The organism is Nesterenkonia sp. Act20 (assembly GCF_019173455.1).
In the GTDB taxonomy this organism is placed as follows: domain Bacteria; phylum Actinomycetota; class Actinomycetes; order Actinomycetales; family Micrococcaceae; genus Nesterenkonia.
In genome coordinates this window covers 1,452,146-1,469,769 of sequence record NZ_JADPQH010000001.1, presented here as the reverse complement: position 1 = coordinate 1,469,769, position 17,624 = coordinate 1,452,146, and the positions used below count along the sequence as shown (strand labels likewise).

Below are 17,624 nucleotides of genomic sequence, written 5' to 3'. Positions count from 1 at the left end.
ATCTGCTTATGAATATCGTGCCTGCGCGTGTTGCCGCACGCTGGTCCTCGCCCCCTCAAGGGGGTTCTCTGGTGTCCCAGCCGGAAAAGAGGTTCAGCAGCTGCCACAGGCGTTTGTCCTCGTATTCATGGAGCCGTTCGGATGTGAACGACTAGTGAGGAATCAGCTGTGCCGAAAAAACTCTCTTCTGCCGTTGTCGGCACTCTCGCCGTTGGCCTGACCATGCCGCTGACTGCCAACGCCGCAGCAGCCGCTCCCACCGATCTGGCTCCGCTGCCCGCTACGGGGGTGGACACCACAGCGGCCAGCGCAGCGAGCTTGAGCACCGTCGACATCTCCGCCACGCGAAATGCGACGCAGTTCCGCTACCCGCTCGCCCAGCGCTCCTTCAGCTACACCTCGCCCTACGGTGCGCGCTGCATGCCGGTCCAGGGTGCATCCACCTATCACCTGGGTCAGGACCTCGGTGCTGCGAACAACAGCCCCATCTACTCGGTGGCCGACGGCACCGTGGTGCGCACGTTCAGCGGTACTCGGTACCAGGCCGGATACGTCGTGATCCAGCATCGGATCGACGGCAAGACCTTCCACAGCGCCTACTTCCACATGTGGAACGCGAACACGCATGTGAGGACGGGGCAGACCGTCAAGGCCGGACAGACCATTGCTCGGGTCGGCAGCTCGGGCCCGTCGACCGCCCCTCACCTGCATCTGGAGATCTGGGAAGGTGCGTGGCTCAGCGGCAAGTCGCACAACCCGACCACCTGGCTCGCCCAGCGCGGGATCAACCTGCGCTCGGCTGCGACCTCGGTCATGAACATCTCCGCACCTGCCTCGTGTGACTACTACACCGCCACCTCCACTCCGCTGCGTTCCAGCGCGAGCAGCTCGAGCTCGGTGATCATGCAGCTCGCCGCAGGGACCGCGTTGACTGCAGTTCCCGGTGACATCAGCAATTCGATGGTGCGGGTCAAGACCAATGGTCGGACCGGCTGGGTCGCACACTCTGCGGTCACCCCGTCCCGACCGAGTGGCTCCAGCGCCGGCACGATCCCGGCGTCCAGCGCTCCCAAGGGCACCTCGGTGACGCCCACGAAGTACCAGACGACGACGACGCTGAACGCACGAAGCGGCCCCGGCACCAACTACGCCGTCCTGCAGGGGCTCCCCTCGGGCACCGAGGTCACCGTCACCGCCAAGTACGGCAGCTGGTTGAAGTTCAGCCGCAACGGCCAGTCGGTGTGGTCGCACGGAGATTTCCTCAAGAAGGTCTCGGGCTCATCCTCGGGGGCCTCGACGACCACTCCGGCGACGTCGAGCAGCTCGGTCGCCAAGGCCAGTGGCACCTATAAGGTCCAGCCGGGCGGGCGGCTGAACGTGCGCACCGATGCCGGCACTTCGAATTCGGTTGCGAAGACTCTCGCGCCGGGCACCACGATCAAGGTCAACGGGAAGAAGGGCTCCTGGCTCCGGTTCAGTGACGGTTCGCGCAATCTGTGGGTGCACAAGAACTACGTGAACAAGGTCACCGCTTCTGCCCCTGCCTCCAGCAGCTCGGTCGCCAAGGCCAGTGGCACCTATAAGGTCCAGCCGGGCGGGCGGCTGAATGTGCGCACCGATGCCGGCACTTCGAATTCGGTTGCGAAGACTCTCGCGCCGGGCACCACGATCAAGGTCAACGGGAAGAAGGGCTCCTGGCTCCGGTTCAGTGACGGTTCGCGCAATCTGTGGGTGCACCAGAACTACGTGAACAAGGTCACCGCTTCTGCCCCTGCCTCCAGCAGCGGGGTCACCAAGGCCAGTGGCAGCTACAAGGTCCAGAGTGGCGTCAATCTGAATGTGCGCACCGAGGCGACTACTTCGAGCTCCAAAGTCACGACGCTCAAGCCAGGAACGACTATCAAGGTGACCGGCAAGAAGGGCTCCTGGCTCAGCTACAAGGACGGTTCTCGCACCCTGTGGGTCCATTCGGGCTACCTGGACAAGGTCAGCACATCGAGCACCGGCTCGGGCTCCGGCTCCGAGACAGTCCCCGGGGGTACCGAATATTCGCAGTCCGCCAGCACAACGTCGAACGGCACCTATAAGGTCCGCAGCGGCCTGCAGCTGAACGCACGGACAGGCGCTGGCACCTCGCACGCCAGTGTGAAGATGCTCAAGCCCGGTACCACGGTGAAGGTCACCGGCGAGAAAGAGGATTGGGTCAGCTTCAAGGACGGTTCCCGCACCTTGTGGGTACATTCGGATTACCTGACGAAGGCGTCTTCCTCCGCGTCCACCTCCCCGAGCAAAAAGTCGGACAGCGACTCGAGCAGCTCTTCGTCGAAGTCCTCGTCCAGCTCGACGACGGCTGCGAGCGGCTCGTTCCAGGTGAAGTCCGGGATCTCGCTGAACGCACGGACGGGGGCCAGCGCATCGAGTTCGAGCGCGAAGGTGCTCAAGGCCGGGACGAAGATATCTGTGACCGGGAAGAAGGGTGAGTGGGTCAGCTTCAAGGACGGCTCACGGACCCTCTGGGTGCATTCGGGCTACCTGGTCAAGGCCTCGGCGAGCGGTTCATCGAGCAGCTCTTCCTCCAGCAGCGACTCGAGCAGCTCTTCGTCGAAGTCCGCGTCCAGCTCGACGACGGCTGCGAGCGGCTCGTTCCAGGTGAAGTCCGGGATCTCGCTGAACGCACGGACAGGGGCCAGCGCATCGAGTTCGAGCGCGAAGGTGCTCAAGGCCGGCACGAAGGTTTCTGTGACCGGGAAGAAGGGTGAGTGGGTCAGCTTAAAGGACGGCTCACGGACCCTCTGGGTGCATTCGGGCTACCTGGTCAAGGCCTCGGCGAGCGGTTCATCGAGCAGCTCCTCCTCCAGCAGCGACTCGGGCAGCACCTCGTCAAAGCCAGCTCAGAGCTCCACGACGAAGGCCAGCGGGACGTACCACGTCAGGAGCGGCGTCTATCTGAATGCGCGCAGCGGGCCGGGCCTCTCGAACCGAGTGGTGCTCAATCTCAACCCCAAGCGCGAGATCCAGGTCACCGGGCGCAGCGGCGATTGGATGAGATTTACCTATAGCGGCAAGGATGTCTGGGTCACCGCCGAGTTCCTCGAAAAGGGCCCGGCCCGTGATGCAGCGCCATCGGGCTCCGACGGATCCACGAGCGCACCGGCCAAGAAGGCCAACTCCACCAACAGCAGCAGCAAGTCTGTGGGGACTGCCTACAGCACGAATGCCGTGAATGTGCGGATGGGTCCCAGCGTCAATCACAGCGCGATGTTCTCAGTGAGGTCGGGCACAAAGGTCGAGCTGCTGGAGAAGAAGAAGGACGGCTGGCAGGAGGTCAGGGTCAACGGAGCCACGGGCTGGATGTCCGCCCAGCTGCTGACAAGCAAGGCGCCGAGCGCCACCGGCCCGGCGAACTCGGGAAGCTCAGGATCCTCTGGCTCCACCAGCGGTTCGGGGAGCTCGAGCTCCTCGAATATGCACACCAAGAGCAAGAACGGGCCATACAGCGCGATCTGGGACAAGCTCGCGCAGTGTGAGTCCGGCCAGAACTGGAAGATCGACACCGGCAACGGCTTCTACGGAGGGGTGCAGTTCAGCCCGGAGTCCTGGGAAGCCGTCGGCGGGTCCGGATTCCCGCACGAGGCCAGCCGAGCGGAACAGATCAAGCGCGCCTACATGCTGTACAAGAAGCAGGGTTGGAACGCGTGGCCGCTGTGCAACGCCAAGCTGGGCCTCAAGGGTGATCCAGGCGGATATGGGGATGACTACTACCGGGTCCACCCCAACGCGAAGACTGCCTCCACCGTCACCCAGGCGGACTCCTGGACTGCTACGTACAGCGTGCCGCTGCGCGAATCGGCAGCGACCTCCAGCGATAAGCTGGTCCAGGTCCCTCGCGGCACCGAGCTCAAGCAGCTCAAGCGCGACGGTTCTTGGCTGAAGGTGGAGTACACCTCAGGCGGGGACACCCACACCGGCTGGGTGAACACCAGCTACATCTCCCAGGCCTGAGCCCAGAGCTCAGACCTGACACGACGGCGGGCACGACTCACTCATTCGCGGGTGAGTCGCGTCCGCCGTCGTCGTGTTCAGCGGAAGCGTGCCTCGACGGCTTCACCATGGGCCGGCAGGCCTTCAGCCTGCGCCAGCGCCGTGACGTGTGCCGCCACCTGTCGGAGTCCTGATTCGCCGTAGTGGACGACCTGCTGGGAGCGCAGGAAGCTGGAGACGTTCAGCCCCGAGGAGTACGCCGAGGCGCCTCCGGTGGGAAGCACATGATTGGACCCCGCGCAGTAGTCACCCAGCGATACCGGGGTGAAATCTCCGAGGAACACGGCTCCGGCGTTGTGGATCTCCTCGACCACGGCCGCGTCGTCGGCGGTCATCACTTCGAGGTGCTCCGCGCCATAGGCGTTGGCGATCTCCACCGCCTGTTCCATGGTGTCGACCACCAGCACCGCGGACTGGGACCCCGTCAGCGCCTGCTTCACACGCTCCGCGTGCAAGGTGCTGCGCGCCTGGACCTCGACCTGCTCCATCACGGCTTGGGCCAGCGGCATCGAGGTCGTCACCAGCACCGCCGCGGCGAGGGCGTCATGCTCGGCCTGGGAGATCAGGTCGGACGCGATCAAGGGAGCCTTGCCCGTCTCATCGGCGAGCACCATGATCTCCGTGGGGCCAGCCTCAGCATCGATGCCGACCACGCCCTGCACGGCACGCTTGGCGGTGGCGACGAAGATATTGCCCGGCCCGGTGATCAGCGATACCGGGGGGCAGACCTGTGTTCCCGCCTCATCGCGGGCGCCGTAGGCGAACATCCCCACTGCCTGGGCACCGCCGACCGCGTAGACCTCCTCGATGCCCAGCAGATGTGCGGCACCGAGGATGGTCGGGTGGGGAAGCCCGCCGAAGTCCTTCTGCGGAGGGGAGGCGATCGCCAGAGAACGCACGCCGGCCACCTGCGCGGGCACCACGTTCATCACCACAGAGGACGGGTACACCGCCTGTCCGCCGGGGACATAGAGACCGACGCGGCGGATCGGAGCCCAACGATTGGTCACCTGCGCATCGGGTCCTGGTGAGACGACCGAAGCGGCCGGCAGCTGAGCGTTGTGCACCTCACGGGCCCGCAGGATCAGCGTCTCCAGCGCCTCTCTGACTTCTGCGGAGAGCTGGTCTGCGGCTTCACGCAGCTTCTCAGCCGGCACGCGGATCGAGGGAGGGCGCACGCCGTCGAACTTCTCGGAGTACTGCATCAGCGCCGAGACCCCGCGCTGACGGACATCGTCGAGGATCGGTGCAACGGTCTCGATGGTGGCCGAGATGTCCTGGGAGGCGCGGGGGAGCACGGAGGCGGCGTCGACCGAGCTTCCGCGCAGGTCTTTGAGAGTGAGCATCTCCCCATTGTCTCCACTGGCGCACGTTGTTGCCCACTTCGTGACGTGAGAGCCCACACACCGGACGCGCGGGGAGATCTCAGTAGCCATTCAGAAGCCCGTGGCATGATGCTGGCCATGGCCTTTTCCCTCATGGATATCTTCTCAACGCCATGGGCGCACACTGTGCCCCAGATCCTCGGTGCCGCACCCGGCGAGGGCGAGCCCACCGGGGGAGTGGACGAAGTGGTCGAGGACAGCGTGCCCGACGGCGTGGAGAGCCTGCTCTACCAGCAGGGGCCGGTCTTCGGCATCCTCACAGGGATCGCACTGGCGGTGGTGGTCGCACTGGCGGTCACGATTCTTTCCTCGATGGTCCTGAAGCAGATCTTCCGGAACAACGACCATGTGAAGCACGCGATCAACCGCACCCGAACCCCGCTGTTCATCACGCTCGTGCTGATCGGCTCGTGGCTGACGCTGCGGATCACCGCCGAAGCCACCGAGTGGTTCCCCCCGGTCTCCTTCGCTCTGCTGGTGGCGGTGGTCATCGGAGTCGCCTGGTGGGCCCTGCGGATCGTGCGGATCGCCGAAGCCATGATCCAGTCTCAGTACATCGGGTATGTCGATGGCGAGCTGGACGTCGAGGATCGGCGGGGGCGCCGTCTCTCCACCCAGGTCTCACTGATCCGCCGAATCCTGACCGCGGTGATCATCACCCTGGCGGTGGCGGCGATCCTGCTCATGATCCCTCAGGTGCGCACGCTCGGTGCGGGGCTCCTCGCCTCGGCGGGCGTGGCCTCCGTGGTGGTGGGCCTGGCCATGCAGTCTGTGCTCACCAACGTCTTCGCGGGCATCCAGCTGGCCTTCACCGACTCCATCCGTGCGGGCGACGTGGTGGTGGTGGAAGGGAACTATGGCTCCGTGGAAGACATCACGCTGACCGCCGTGGTGATCAAATCTTGGGACGAGCGCCGGTTCATCTACCCCTCCAGCTACTTCGTGGCGACCCCCTTCGAGAACTGGACGCGGGTGGGCACCGAGATTCTCGGCACGGTGGAGCTCGACGTGGACTGGAGGGTGCCGATGGACCCGCTGCGCGCCCGGCTGAAGCGACTGCTGGACTCTGCGGAGCTGTGGGACGGACGTGACTACTCCTTGCAGGTCACCGACGCAGTGGGCGGGATGGTCAAGGCCCGGGTCGTCGTGTCAGCGCGCAACTCCGGGGAGCTATGGGATCTGCGCTGCCTCATCCGCGAGGACCTGGTGAACTACCTCCGCGCAGAGCATCCCTATGCGGTCTTCACCCAGCGCATGCTGCTCAGCAACGAGGAGGCGCTGGTGAAGACACCCGACCCCGTCAGCACCGGCAAGGTGGGGGTGGTGGACTCCAGCGTTGACTCCCAGCCCGTCACGCAGGCGGGAGAAGGCGCCTCGGTGTTCACCGGATCGATCGCCGCGGTGCAGCGCAACCGGGAATTCTCCGGCCCCGGCGAAAGCGCCTACCGCGAGCGGATGGAACGCCAGGAGGACCGCAGTGAGATCGAGGCGGACGGGACTGCCAATGCTGAGGACGTGGAGAAGAAGGTGAACGCCGAGGAGGAGACCTTCTCGGCGGCAGCCACCCGCCGGCCCGGCGAGCCGGCACCGCCGCGCTGAGGCTGAGGCTCAGGCTCTCAGGACCTCAGGCTCTCAGGACCTCAGGCCGGCGGGGGCGGTGGGGTGGCTCGGCCCTTGCTGGCCTTTGACGCGCTCTTGGCCTTCGCCGCCTTATAGGCGTCCACGGTGTTGATGGCTTCCGTGGTGGGCTCTGCGGTGCCGTCGGCAGAAGTGCCGTACTCCACCCCGGGAGCCGCCGACTCGCCGCTTCCTGAGTCGCCGGTCCGTTTGTCGACGGCCCACTGCACCATCGAATCCGGCATGAACCGCAGTCCCGCGGTGAGCATCTGATAGCTGCGCGCCGGAACGCAGATGGCAGCGCCCTGAGCATTGGCGGTCAGCGCCTCGCGCACGACGTCGTCGGCGTCCAGCCACATCCAGCGTTTTGCGGCCTTGACGGTGATGCCAGAGCGCTGGTGGAACTCGGTCCGCACCAGACCCGGCAGCAGGGCCGTCACGGTCACCCCGCGGGAGCGGAGCTGGCTGTGCAGGCCTTTGGAGAAGTTGATCACCCAGGACTTCGCCGCCGAGTAGGTCCCGGTGGGGGTGTATCCCGCCACCGACGCCACGTTGATGATGCGCCCGCCGCGCCGCCGGGCCATGGCGGTCGCCGCAGTGTGGGAGAGCTCGAGCGTGGTCTGCACGTGCAGGCGCAGAAGCTTGCGCTCATCCTCGAGGTCGGAGTCGATGAAGTCAGTGGCCAGTCCGTGCCCCGCGTTGTTCACCAGCAGGTGGACTGGGTGCGCACGGTCGGCCAGGCGCTCCTGGACCGCCGCCACGCCGTCGTCGGTGACCAGGTCGGCCACGATCACGGAGGTCCCCACGCCATATTGCGAGGACATCGACTCCGCCTGCATCCGCAGCCTGTCGCCGTCGCGCGCGACCAGGACCAGGTCGTACCCCTGGGCGGCCAGCTGACGTGCGAACGCAGCGCCGAGGCCGGCGGTGGAACCGGTGATGACAGCCGTGTGGTTGCTCATGCTGGCTATCCTAGAGTGCCCAGATGTGCAGCGGGTCCAGTATTGTTCAGGGTCTATTCAGACTTTCCGGAGAAGCCCGGATCTGCGGCCATCGAGTCGGACCCGTCAGGAGGATCAGTGCGCTGGAAGAGACGCCCCGCGTGGGGAGGCCGTCCGCTGGGCGCCGATGAATGGGCAGTCCTGCAGGCAGAGATCGTGGCAGGAGACCTGATCGCTGTCGACGACGCCGTGGAAGAGATCACGGGGTTCATGGACCCCTTCCGCGAGGACCTCGATGGGAGCCCCGTCGTCGGCGTCACGGATGGTCAGCTTGCCGTGGTGAAGGAACAGGTCATCGATGCGCGCGGCCGACGTGCACTGGCGCTCTCGCTCTACGCCGCCGGTGTGGCAGGGTCCAGTCCCGATGCCTTCGCGCGGCTGAACTCGGCGGCCTCGGCTCTGGTGGACTACCTCAACGCGGAAGGGATCGTGGTGGACTCGATCAGCTGGACGGAGTCGGGCCCGATCAAACGGCCCTTCTAGCCTCAGGATCGCCGAGCACCGAGGTGCTCTAGCGCGGGCCCAGCTCGCCCAATCGCTGCAGGTGATCCAGCTGCGCCGCCGCGATCTTGGTGGTGATGCCTGCGGGGAGTCCGCTGCGTTCCCCGTAGATCATCTCCCCCAGCGTCGCGGCGCTGATGTCTGTCTCGGCACGGTCCGCGGCGCGCAGCAGGCCGCGCACCTGGTCCAGCCGCTGAAGCCGGTGCTCCAGATAGCGCTCGGCGACAGCTGCCACGCTGTCCTGCTCCGGGCCGTGGGCCGGCAGCAGGCGGGCCGCGGTGTACCGGCGCAGGCGTTCGAGGCTGTGCAGATAGTCGGTGAGGGTGCCGTCGGGATGGTCCAGCATGGTGGTGCCCTCACCCAGGATCGTGTCCCCGGTGATCATCGCCTCGGCCTCTGCCCGAGTCTCATCGCGCAGCCACAGACTCACCGAATCCGAGGTGTGGCCGGGGGTGTGCAGCACCTGAAGGCGCAGACTGCCGAGGTCCAGCACCTCTCCGTCGGTGAGCGGAGCCGCAGGTGAGGAATCGAGGGCGAGACACTGCGCGCCGTCGTGACCGCGGACCGGCGCGGCGAAGGCCTCGCTGAACTCGGCAGCGGCACCGGTGTGGTCGGTGTGACGGTGTGTGACCAGGATCTGGGTCACCGTTCGAGAGCCGACGGCGCCGCGCACCTGTGCCAGATGCGCCGGGTGATCCGCCGGCCCGGGGTCCACGATGATCGCCTCGGAGGCCTCCTCGCCGCCGAGGACGTAGGTGTTGGTCCCCTGCAGCGTCATGGGAGAAGGGTTGTCACAGGTGATCCGCTTCACTGGTCTCGCCTCAGGCATGGGCACAGCCTACCGATGCGGGCGCCAGGCGCACCCGTCCCGCCAGTTCCAGACGCGTAGTCTGAGCCCATGGCCGAGAACAGCGAACCGAAGAAGACAGCAGGCACCGCGCACTCCACGAAGGGTGCATACGTGACCGGAGGCGAGTTCACCCGGGACACCAATTACATCGAGGATCGCGTCGTCGCAGACCCGGAGGCTGCGCGCGCTGCCTCTCCCGAGGAGTCATCCTCGATCGGAGATCCTCGCGCAGCAGGCCTCACCGAAGGAGGTCAGGCCTGGCCGGTGGAGCCCGGACGGTATCGCCTCGTCGCCGCGCGCGCCTGCCCCTGGGCGCACCGCTCGATCATCGTCCGCCGCCTGCTCGGCCTCGAGGACGCGATCTCGCTGGGAACTCCCGGGCCCACGCATGACGCACGCTCCTGGACCTTCGACCTGGACGACGGCGGGGTGGACCCGGTTCTCGGCACCGAACGGCTGCAGGAGAACTATTTCGCCCGCTTCCCCGACTACCCCCGCGGAATCACGGTCCCGGCGCTGGTGGATGTGCCCTCCGGCGGGGTGGTCACCAACAACTATCCGCAGCTGACCTTCGACCTCTCCACCCAGTGGCGCGAGCATCACCGCGCGGGCGCACCGGATCTGCTCCCCGAGGACAAGATCGAGGAGATGCTTCCGGTGATCAAGCGGATCTTCACCGAGGTCAACAACGGCGTCTACCGGGCAGGCTTCGCCGGGTCGCAGAGCGCCTACCAAGAGGCCTACGACCGGCTCTTCACCGCCTTGGACTGGCTGGAGGAGCGCCTCGCGTCCAGCCGCTACCTGATGGGTGAGCACATCACCGAAGCCGATGTCCGGCTCTTCACCACACTGGTGCGCTTCGACCCGGTGTACCACGGCCACTTCAAATGCAACCGGAACAAGCTCTCCGAGATGTCGAACCTGTGGGCCTACGCCAGGGACCTCTTCCAGACCCCCGGCTTCGGCGACACGGTGGACTTCGATCAGATCAAGCGCCACTACTACGAGGTTCACGAAGACATCAACCCGACCCAGATCGTCCCGGCCGGACCGGACCTGGAGAACTGGCTGAGCGAGCACGGCCGCGAGGCCCTCGGCGGCTCACCCTTCGGGGAGGGTTCCGCTCCCGGACCGATCGCCGAATCGGAGCAGCCTCCGGGAGCCAACCCGCTCTACCGCTGAGGCCCTCGAGGCTGCCGCGTCAGCCTCGGACCGTGGGCTTCAGGGGGGCTCCGGCCGCTCAGCCCGCTGGGTTCAGTACTGCACTGCCCACCGGTAGTGTTGCTGGTGAGACAAGCACAGCGGTATGCGAACGGGAGGGCTCAATGTCCGCATCAGATCAACTCGACGGCCCCTTTCAGCAGCGATTCGTTGCCATGGGGGATTCCTTCACCGAGGGCGTGGCGGACATTGATCCGTCGAGCCCCAACGGGGTGCGCGGCTGGGCCGACCGGGTGGCCGGTCAGCTGATATCCAATGACTCCTCCTGGGGCTATGCAAACCTCGCCGTGCGGGGCAAGAAGCTGCAGCAGGTCTTCGACGAGCAGCTGGACCCGGCGATCGGGCTGGAGCCGACCCTTGTCACCGTCTACGCGGGCGGCAACGACATCCTGCGCCCCACGGTGAACATCGATGCGCTCATGGAGCGCTACCGCTGGGGCGTGGAGAAGCTCATGAGCACCGGCGCGCGCGTGGTGCTCTTCACCGGGTTCGACTCCGGGCAGGCTCCGCTGTTCAAGGCGACCCGCGGCCGGACGGCGATCTACAACGAGCATGTGCGCAAGATCGCCGCCGACTTCGAGCTGGACCTGGTGGACTTCTGGCATATGCGAGAGTTCCAGGACTGGCGCTACTGGGATGTGGACCGCATGCACCTGGGCATCGCCGGGCACATGCTGATGGCCAAGAAGGTGCTCCAGGTGCTCGGCGAGAAGGATGAGATCGAGGATCCAGAGATCGAGGAGTCCCCGGTGGCCTCGCTGCCGGAGCGGCTCATGGGTGAGGTGACCTGGACCCGCGACTACCTCTACCCGTGGCTGAAGCGCCGGGTCACCGGCACCTCCTCCGGGGATGACATGTCCCCGAAGTACCCGCGGCTCACCTCCAGGGTCTGGTAGTCCCCAGGCTTCAGCTCTCGGCGCGAGCGTCGCGCTCCTGGCTCGCGATCCTGACTCGCGATACGGCGGCTCAGCCGCCGAGGACGGCGCTCACCGACTCTGACCACAGTGCGACAGCCTGGTCCACCTCGGATTCGGAGACCACCAGCGCGGGGATGAAGCGCACCACCTCGCCCCAGGAGCCGCAGATCAGCAGCAGCAGACCGCGCCGCGCCGCCTCCTGCTGCACCGCCGTCGCGGTGGCCGGATCGGGGGCGCCGTGGGCGTCGCGGAACTCGTTGCCCACCATCAGGCCGAGTCCGCGCACCTCGGCGATGCGCTGCGCGCCCGCGGTCTCATTCGCGGTCGCCGCCACCTCGCGCAGTCCCGCCCGGAGCTGCTCGCCGCGGACGGCAGAGTTCTCCACCAGGCCCTCATCGGCGATCACGTCGAGCGTCGCCACCGCCGCGGCACAGGCCACCGCATTGGCGCCGTAGGTTCCTCCCTGCGAGCCCGGCCAGGCTTTGGCCATGAGCTCGGCCGAGGCCGCGATGCCGGAGATGGGGAAGCCGGAGGCGATGCCCTTGGCGAACATCATGATGTCCGCCAGCGGCTTGGCGCCCTCCGGGCTGAAGTGCTCGTGGCCCCAGAACCTGCCGGTGCGCCCGAATCCGGTCTGCACCTCGTCGACGATCAGCAGGATCCCGTGCCGATCCGCCCGTTCGCGCAGGCCCGCGAAGAAGCGCTCGTTGCCCGGGACGTAGCCGCCCTCACCGAGCACCGGCTCCACCATGAAGGCGGCGGTGTCTGCTGGATTCGACTGCGTCTGCAGCAGCAGGTCCAGCTCATGGAGCGCGAAATCAGTGGCCTGCTCCTGGTCCCAGCCGTACTCGCGGTAGTGGCTGGGGTTCGGGAACGGGGCGACCATCACCCCGGACATCAGCGGGCTGAATCCTGCCCGGAACTTGGTGCCCGAGGTGGTCATCGATGCCGCGGCCACCGTGCGGCCGTGGAACCCGCCCTGGAAGACCACGATGTTCGGACGCCCGGTGGCCTGGCGGGCGAGCCGCAGGGCGGCCTCGGCAGCCTCGGATCCGGAGTTGGAGAAGAAGACGGAGTCCAGGCCGACCGGCAGCACCTCGGAGAGCTTCTCGGTGAGCTGGAGCAGGGGCTGATGCATGATCGTCGTGTACTGGCCATGGATGAGCTGACCGACCTGCTCCTGCGCCGCGGCGACCACCCGCGGGTGGCAGTGTCCGGTGCTCGTCACGCCGATGCCTGCGGTGAAGTCGAGGTGCGGCTGCCCGGACTCGTCGTAGAGCCACACTCCCTCACCCCGTGTCGCGACCACGGGAGTTGCCTGCTTCAGGAGGGGGGAGAGGGTCGCCATCGTGTGCACCTTTCGGATTGTTGACAATCTTGCGTCCGGACTAGGCTAGCGCGCATAGCGGCACATGACCAGTGCAGCAGGTGACCAGGACCCGCCGGCGCAGCGTGACCCGCCGGTGTCATTCGAACCGCTGACGCAACCCGAACAACCCGGATGACCCGGGCAGGCGGGCGGCGTAGGCTGAGCGAGCAGGCCCACCGACGCCCGGTACACCTCTTGAGGAGGACACATGGCAGAACAGACCATCACTGCGGAACGCGAGGCCAGCCTGATCCAGGCTGTGCCGAAGCAGCTCTACATCAATGGAGAGTGGGTGGACGCCGAGGGCAAGGCCACCTTGGAGGTCATCGACCCCTCCACCGGCAAGCCGCTCTGCACCGTCGCCGACGCCTCCGAGCAGGACGGATGGGACGCGTTGAAGGCAGCCGAGGCCGCCCAGCCCGGACTCGCGGCGATGGCGCCGCGGGAACGAGCGAACATCTTGATGCGCGCCTTCGAGCTCATGCATGAGCGCAAGGATGACCTCGCGCTGCTGATGACCCTGGAGATGGGCAAGCCGCTCAGCGACTCCTACGGCGAGGTCACCTACGCCGCAGAGTTCTTCCGGCACTTCGCCGAGGAGGCGACCCGGATCAGCGGGAGCTACCAGACCGCTCCCGCCGGCAATGCGCGCTTCCTCGTCTCGAAGCAGCCGGTGGGGCCCTCCATCCTCATCACCCCGTGGAACTTCCCGCTGGCCATGGGCACGCGCAAGCTGGGGCCGGCGATCGCCGCGGGCTGCACCTCCGTGCTCAAGCCTGCTGAGCTGACCCCGCTCTCCATGCTGGCGCTCGCAGACATACTGCATGAGGCGGGACTGCCCGCCGGAGCGGTCAACATCCTGGTGACCTCGACCTCGGGCAAGGTCATGGAGCCGCTCATCCGTTCGGGCATCGCTCGCAAGCTCTCCTTCACCGGGTCCACCGGTGTCGGACGAAAGCTGCTCGAGCAGGCCTCGCAGCATGTTCTGCGCACCTCCATGGAGCTTGGCGGCAACGCAGGTTTCGTGGTCTTCGAAGACGCCGATCTCGAGGCTGCGGTGCAGGGCGCGCTGCTGGCCAAGATGCGCAACACCGGAGAGGCCTGCACGGCGGCCAACCGCATCTTCGTCCACCGCAGCGTGATGGATGAATTCGCTCAGAAGCTCTCTGCCGAGCTGGAGAAGCTGCCGCTGGGCCGCGGTGTGGAGGACGGCGTGCGCGTCGGCCCGCTGGTGGACGCCAAGCAGCTGAACAAGGTCGATGAGCTGGTCACCGACGCGGTCGACGGCGGCGCGAAGGTGCTGCTCGGAGGCAAGCCGGTGGACCGCGAGGGCTACTTCTATCCGCCCACGGTCCTCACCGACATTCCTGAGGGCGCGCGGATGCGGGATGAGGAGATCTTCGGACCCGTGGCTCCTCTGACCGCCTTTGACACCGAGGAGGAGGTCGTCGAGTGGATCAACGCCACTGAGTACGGTCTGGTCAACTACGTCTATACGGAGAGCCTGCGCCGCGGCATCCGAGTGGCCGAAGCCGTGGAGTCCGGAATGGTGGGCCTGAACCAGGGCGCCGTCTCCAATCCGGCTGCCCCCTTCGGCGGAATCAAGGAGTCCGGACTGGGTCGCGAGGGCGGTGACATCGGCATCGAGGAGTTCCTCGAGACCAAGTACATCGGCATCGCCATGTGAACAGCGCGGTGAGGATCCCGGCGAGGCAGGTCTGATCCTCCTGGCAGAGCGGGCCCAGACTCCTTCCGAGGAGCTGGGCCCGCTCTGGTCTCACCCCCTCGGTGAGCCCAGCATCGACACCGCCTGGAGGGGTGCTGCTCGGAGAGGCGCTGCGGAAGCCGTGTGCAGGCTCCGGGAATGGATTCCATGGGGGTGTGGTTGGACCGGGAGTAGAAGTTGAGTCGACTTCACTCAAGTCAGTTTGACACCGCGTCGAACGAGGATAAGACTTGAGCGTAGTTCGCTCAACGCAGCTCTCGACTCAGCTCTCGAAAGGAGTTCGTATGTCTCGCGCAGTAGGTATCGACCTCGGAACCACCAACTCGGTGGTCACAGTTCTCGAAGGTGGCGAGCCCACCGTCATCGCCAACGCAGAGGGTGCACGCACCACTCCCTCCGTCGTCGGCTTCTCCAAGTCCGGCGAGGTCCTCGTCGGCGAGGTCGCCCGCCGTCAGGCAGTGTCCAACCCCGACCGCACCATCGCGTCGGTCAAGCGCCACATGGGCACCGACTGGTCCACCGAGATCGACGGCAAGAAGTACACCGCACAGGAGATCTCCGCCCGCACCCTGATGAAGCTCAAGCACGACGCCGAGTCCTACCTGGGCGAGGACGTCACCGAAGCCGTCATCACCGTGCCGGCATACTTCAACGACGCCGAGCGCCAGGCCACCAAGGAGGCTGGCGAGATCGCCGGCCTGAAGGTCTCCCGCATCGTCAACGAGCCCACCGCCGCAGCTCTGGCCTACGGCCTGGACAAGGGTAAGGAGGACGAGCTCATCCTGGTCTTCGACCTCGGCGGCGGCACCTTCGACGTCTCCCTGCTCGAGGTCGGCAAGGACGAGGATGACTTCTCCACCATCCAGGTCCGCTCCACCTCCGGTGACAACCGCCTCGGCGGCGACGACTGGGATCAGCGCATCATGGATTGGCTCGTCGCACAGGTGAAGTCCAAGGAGGGCGTCGATCTCTCCAAGGACAAGATCGCCGTGCCGCGTCTGAAGGAAGAGGCTGAGCGGGCCAAGAAGGAGCTCTCCTCCACCTCCAGCGCCAACATCAACATTCCCTACGCCACCCAGAACGACGGCGTCCCGGTGCACGTCAACGAGACCCTTTCCCGGGCCAAGTTCCAGGACATGACCTCGGATCTGCTGGACCGCACCAAGAAGCCGTTCAACGACGTCATCACCGAGGCCGGGGTCAAGATCTCCGAGATCGACCACGTGATCCTCGTCGGCGGCTCCACCCGCATGCCCGCAGTGGCGGACCTGGTGAAGCAGCTCTCCGGCAAGGACGCCAACAAGGGCGTCAACCCGGACGAGGTCGTCGCCGTCGGTGCAGCCCTGCAGGCAGGCGTGCTCGCCGGTGAGCGCAAGGACGTGCTGCTCATCGACGTCACACCGCTGGCACTGGGCATCGAGACCAAGGGCGGTGTGATGACCAAGCTGATCGAGCGCAACACGGCCATCCCGACCAAGCGCTCCGAGGTCTTCTCCACCGCTGAGGACAACCAGCCCTCCGTGGCGGTCCAGGTCTTCCAGGGCGAGCGCGAGTTCACCCGGGACAACAAGGCGCTGGGCACCTTCGAGCTGACCGGCATCGCGCCGGCACCGCGCGGCGTGCCGCAGGTCGAGGTCACCTTCGACATCGACGCCAACGGCATCGTCCACGTCTCCGCCAAGGACAAGGGCACCGGCACCGAGCAGTCGATGACCATCACCGGCGGCACCTCGCTGGAGAAGGAAGACATCGAGCGCATGGTCGCCGACGCCGAGGCGCACGCTGAGGAGGACAAGGCTCGTCGCGAGGCCGCTGAGAAGCGCAACGCTGCCGAGTCCACCGCCTACTCCGTGGACAAGCTGCTCAAGGACAACGGCGATAAGCTGCCCGAAGAGGTCAAGACCGAGGTTCAGGCCGACGTCGACGAGCTCAAGAAGGCGCTTGAGGGCGAGGACAACGCGGATGAGGTCAACGCCGCGTACGAGAAGCTCCAGGCCTCCCAGGTCAAGATCGGCGAGGCGCTCTACTCCCAGGCCCCCGACGGTGCGGCAGATGGCACCGGCGAGACGCCTGAAGAAGAGGACATCGTTGACGCAGAGGTCGTCGACGAAGAGGACGAAGCCGAGAAGAAGTAAGGGGTCTGACTCATGGCAGATCATAAGAACCCTGAGGTCCCCAGCGGCGAAGAGCCCGAGGAACAGGACCCGGTGCAGGACCCCTTGGCTCAGGCTGAGAAGATCCTGCAGGACCTTCCCGTGGAGGACGCGCAGGACACCGAGACGATGTCAGCCGAGGGCAACGCCGAGAACTACGGCGCGGCCGGCGATCCGGTCACCGAGGAAGAGGCCGCAGGCGTCTCCTCCGAGGATCTCGACCCCCGGGTCGCCGAGGAGCCGGAGCTGCAGCAGGTGACCGGTGACGAAGGCATCACCGGCGGTGTCGAGACTGAACCCGAGGAGCGCATCGAAGCAGCGGATGAGTTCCTCCGCGGCACCGAGGAGGAGGAGATCGCCGAGGCGGCTATGGCATCAGAGGATGAGGCAGACACTGCCGAGGACGCTGTGCGCGAAGCGGAGCTGCAGGCTGACCTGCAGCGACTCCAGGCTGAGTATGTGAATTATCGTCGCCGCGTGGAGCGAGATCGGGCCACAGAGCGCGACCGGACCAAGGGCCAGCTCGTCACCGAGCTGCTTCCGGTTCTGGACGACATCTCCGCGGCCCGCCAGGCGGGCGATCTCGAGGAGGGCCCCTTCGCCCACATCGCCTCACGGCTCGAGTCGGTGCTGCAGCAGCAGGGCCTCGTGGTGGTGGGGGAGATCGGTGAAGCCTTCGATCCCAACCAGCACGAAGCCATCATGGCCCAGCCTCATGAGGAGATCCCCGCCGACCATGTGGCCGTCGTGCTGCGTGCCGGCTACCGCCACGGTGACCGCCTGCTTCGGGCGGCCCAGGTGATGGTCTCCTCAGGACCTGCCCAGAGCTGAACCGAGAAACAA

Annotated in this window: 12 protein-coding genes; 8 read left to right on the top strand and 4 right to left on the bottom strand. The window is 66.3% G+C overall.

Going from position 1 to position 17,624, the window contains the following annotated elements; translation table 11 throughout:
- The first annotated feature begins 168 nt into the window (after window positions 1-168).
- Window positions 169-4,002: an SH3 domain-containing protein gene (locus IY716_RS06760; protein ID WP_218220774.1), complete on the top strand. Its 3,834-nt coding sequence runs from the start codon at window positions 169-171 to the stop codon at window positions 4,000-4,002.
- A 77-nt stretch (window positions 4,003-4,079) separates the two neighbouring features.
- On the opposite strand, the gene hisD is transcribed toward IY716_RS06760, so the two are convergent.
- Entirely contained in the window at window positions 4,080-5,387 is a 1,308-nt protein-coding gene (gene hisD / locus IY716_RS06755; protein WP_218220773.1) for a histidinol dehydrogenase, read from the bottom strand.
- 132 nt (window positions 5,388-5,519) lie between these two features.
- Here hisD and IY716_RS06750 point away from each other — a divergent pair, with 132 nt between their 5' ends.
- The gene (locus IY716_RS06750) at window positions 5,520-7,025 is read left to right on the top strand and encodes a mechanosensitive ion channel family protein (protein WP_218220772.1); all 1,506 of its coding nucleotides are present in this window, start codon (window positions 5,520-5,522) and stop codon (window positions 7,023-7,025) included.
- A gap of 41 nt (window positions 7,026-7,066) precedes the next feature.
- Here the strand turns inward: IY716_RS06750 and IY716_RS06745 are convergent, their stop codons facing one another.
- Complete coding sequence (locus IY716_RS06745; RefSeq protein ID WP_218220771.1) at window positions 7,067-8,005, bottom strand: SDR family oxidoreductase; 939 nt, start codon at window positions 8,003-8,005, stop codon at window positions 7,067-7,069.
- Between the two features lie 117 nt (window positions 8,006-8,122).
- On the opposite strand from IY716_RS06745, the gene IY716_RS06740 reads away from it, so the two are divergent.
- Window positions 8,123-8,527 (top strand): hypothetical protein, encoded by a 405-nt coding sequence (locus IY716_RS06740; RefSeq protein WP_218220770.1) that lies wholly within the window; start codon window positions 8,123-8,125, stop codon window positions 8,525-8,527.
- A gap of 28 nt (window positions 8,528-8,555) precedes the next feature.
- Here IY716_RS06740 and IY716_RS06735 read toward each other — a convergent pair whose 3' ends face one another.
- Window positions 8,556-9,323, bottom strand: a complete 768-nt coding sequence (locus IY716_RS06735) for an MBL fold metallo-hydrolase (RefSeq protein ID WP_218220769.1) — start codon at window positions 9,321-9,323, stop codon at window positions 8,556-8,558.
- 120 nt (window positions 9,324-9,443) lie between these two features.
- Here IY716_RS06735 and IY716_RS06730 point away from each other — a divergent pair, with 120 nt between their 5' ends.
- On the top strand, window positions 9,444-10,577 hold the full coding sequence (locus tag IY716_RS06730) for a glutathione S-transferase family protein (protein WP_218220768.1): 1,134 nt from the start codon (window positions 9,444-9,446) through the stop codon (window positions 10,575-10,577).
- A 143-nt stretch (window positions 10,578-10,720) separates the two neighbouring features.
- Window positions 10,721-11,512 (top strand): SGNH/GDSL hydrolase family protein, encoded by a 792-nt coding sequence (locus IY716_RS06725; RefSeq protein ID WP_218220767.1) that lies wholly within the window; start codon window positions 10,721-10,723, stop codon window positions 11,510-11,512.
- Window positions 11,513-11,582: 70 nt separating this feature from the next.
- Here the strand turns inward: IY716_RS06725 and IY716_RS06720 are convergent, their stop codons facing one another.
- On the bottom strand, window positions 11,583-12,881 hold the full coding sequence (locus IY716_RS06720) for an aspartate aminotransferase family protein (protein ID WP_218220766.1): 1,299 nt from the start codon (window positions 12,879-12,881) through the stop codon (window positions 11,583-11,585).
- Between the two features lie 229 nt (window positions 12,882-13,110).
- Here IY716_RS06720 and IY716_RS06715 point away from each other — a divergent pair, with 229 nt between their 5' ends.
- From IY716_RS06715 to IY716_RS06705, 3 genes are all read left to right on the top strand, one after another.
- Window positions 13,111-14,589 (top strand): NAD-dependent succinate-semialdehyde dehydrogenase, encoded by a 1,479-nt coding sequence (locus IY716_RS06715; RefSeq protein WP_218220765.1) that lies wholly within the window; start codon window positions 13,111-13,113, stop codon window positions 14,587-14,589.
- Window positions 14,590-14,912: 323 nt separating this feature from the next.
- Window positions 14,913-16,763, top strand: a complete 1,851-nt coding sequence (gene dnaK, locus IY716_RS06710) for a molecular chaperone DnaK (RefSeq protein WP_218220764.1) — start codon at window positions 14,913-14,915, stop codon at window positions 16,761-16,763.
- Window positions 16,764-16,775: 12 nt separating this feature from the next.
- Window positions 16,776-17,612 (top strand): nucleotide exchange factor GrpE, encoded by an 837-nt coding sequence (locus IY716_RS06705; protein ID WP_255316457.1) that lies wholly within the window; start codon window positions 16,776-16,778, stop codon window positions 17,610-17,612.
- Window positions 17,613-17,624 lie beyond the last annotated feature (12 nt).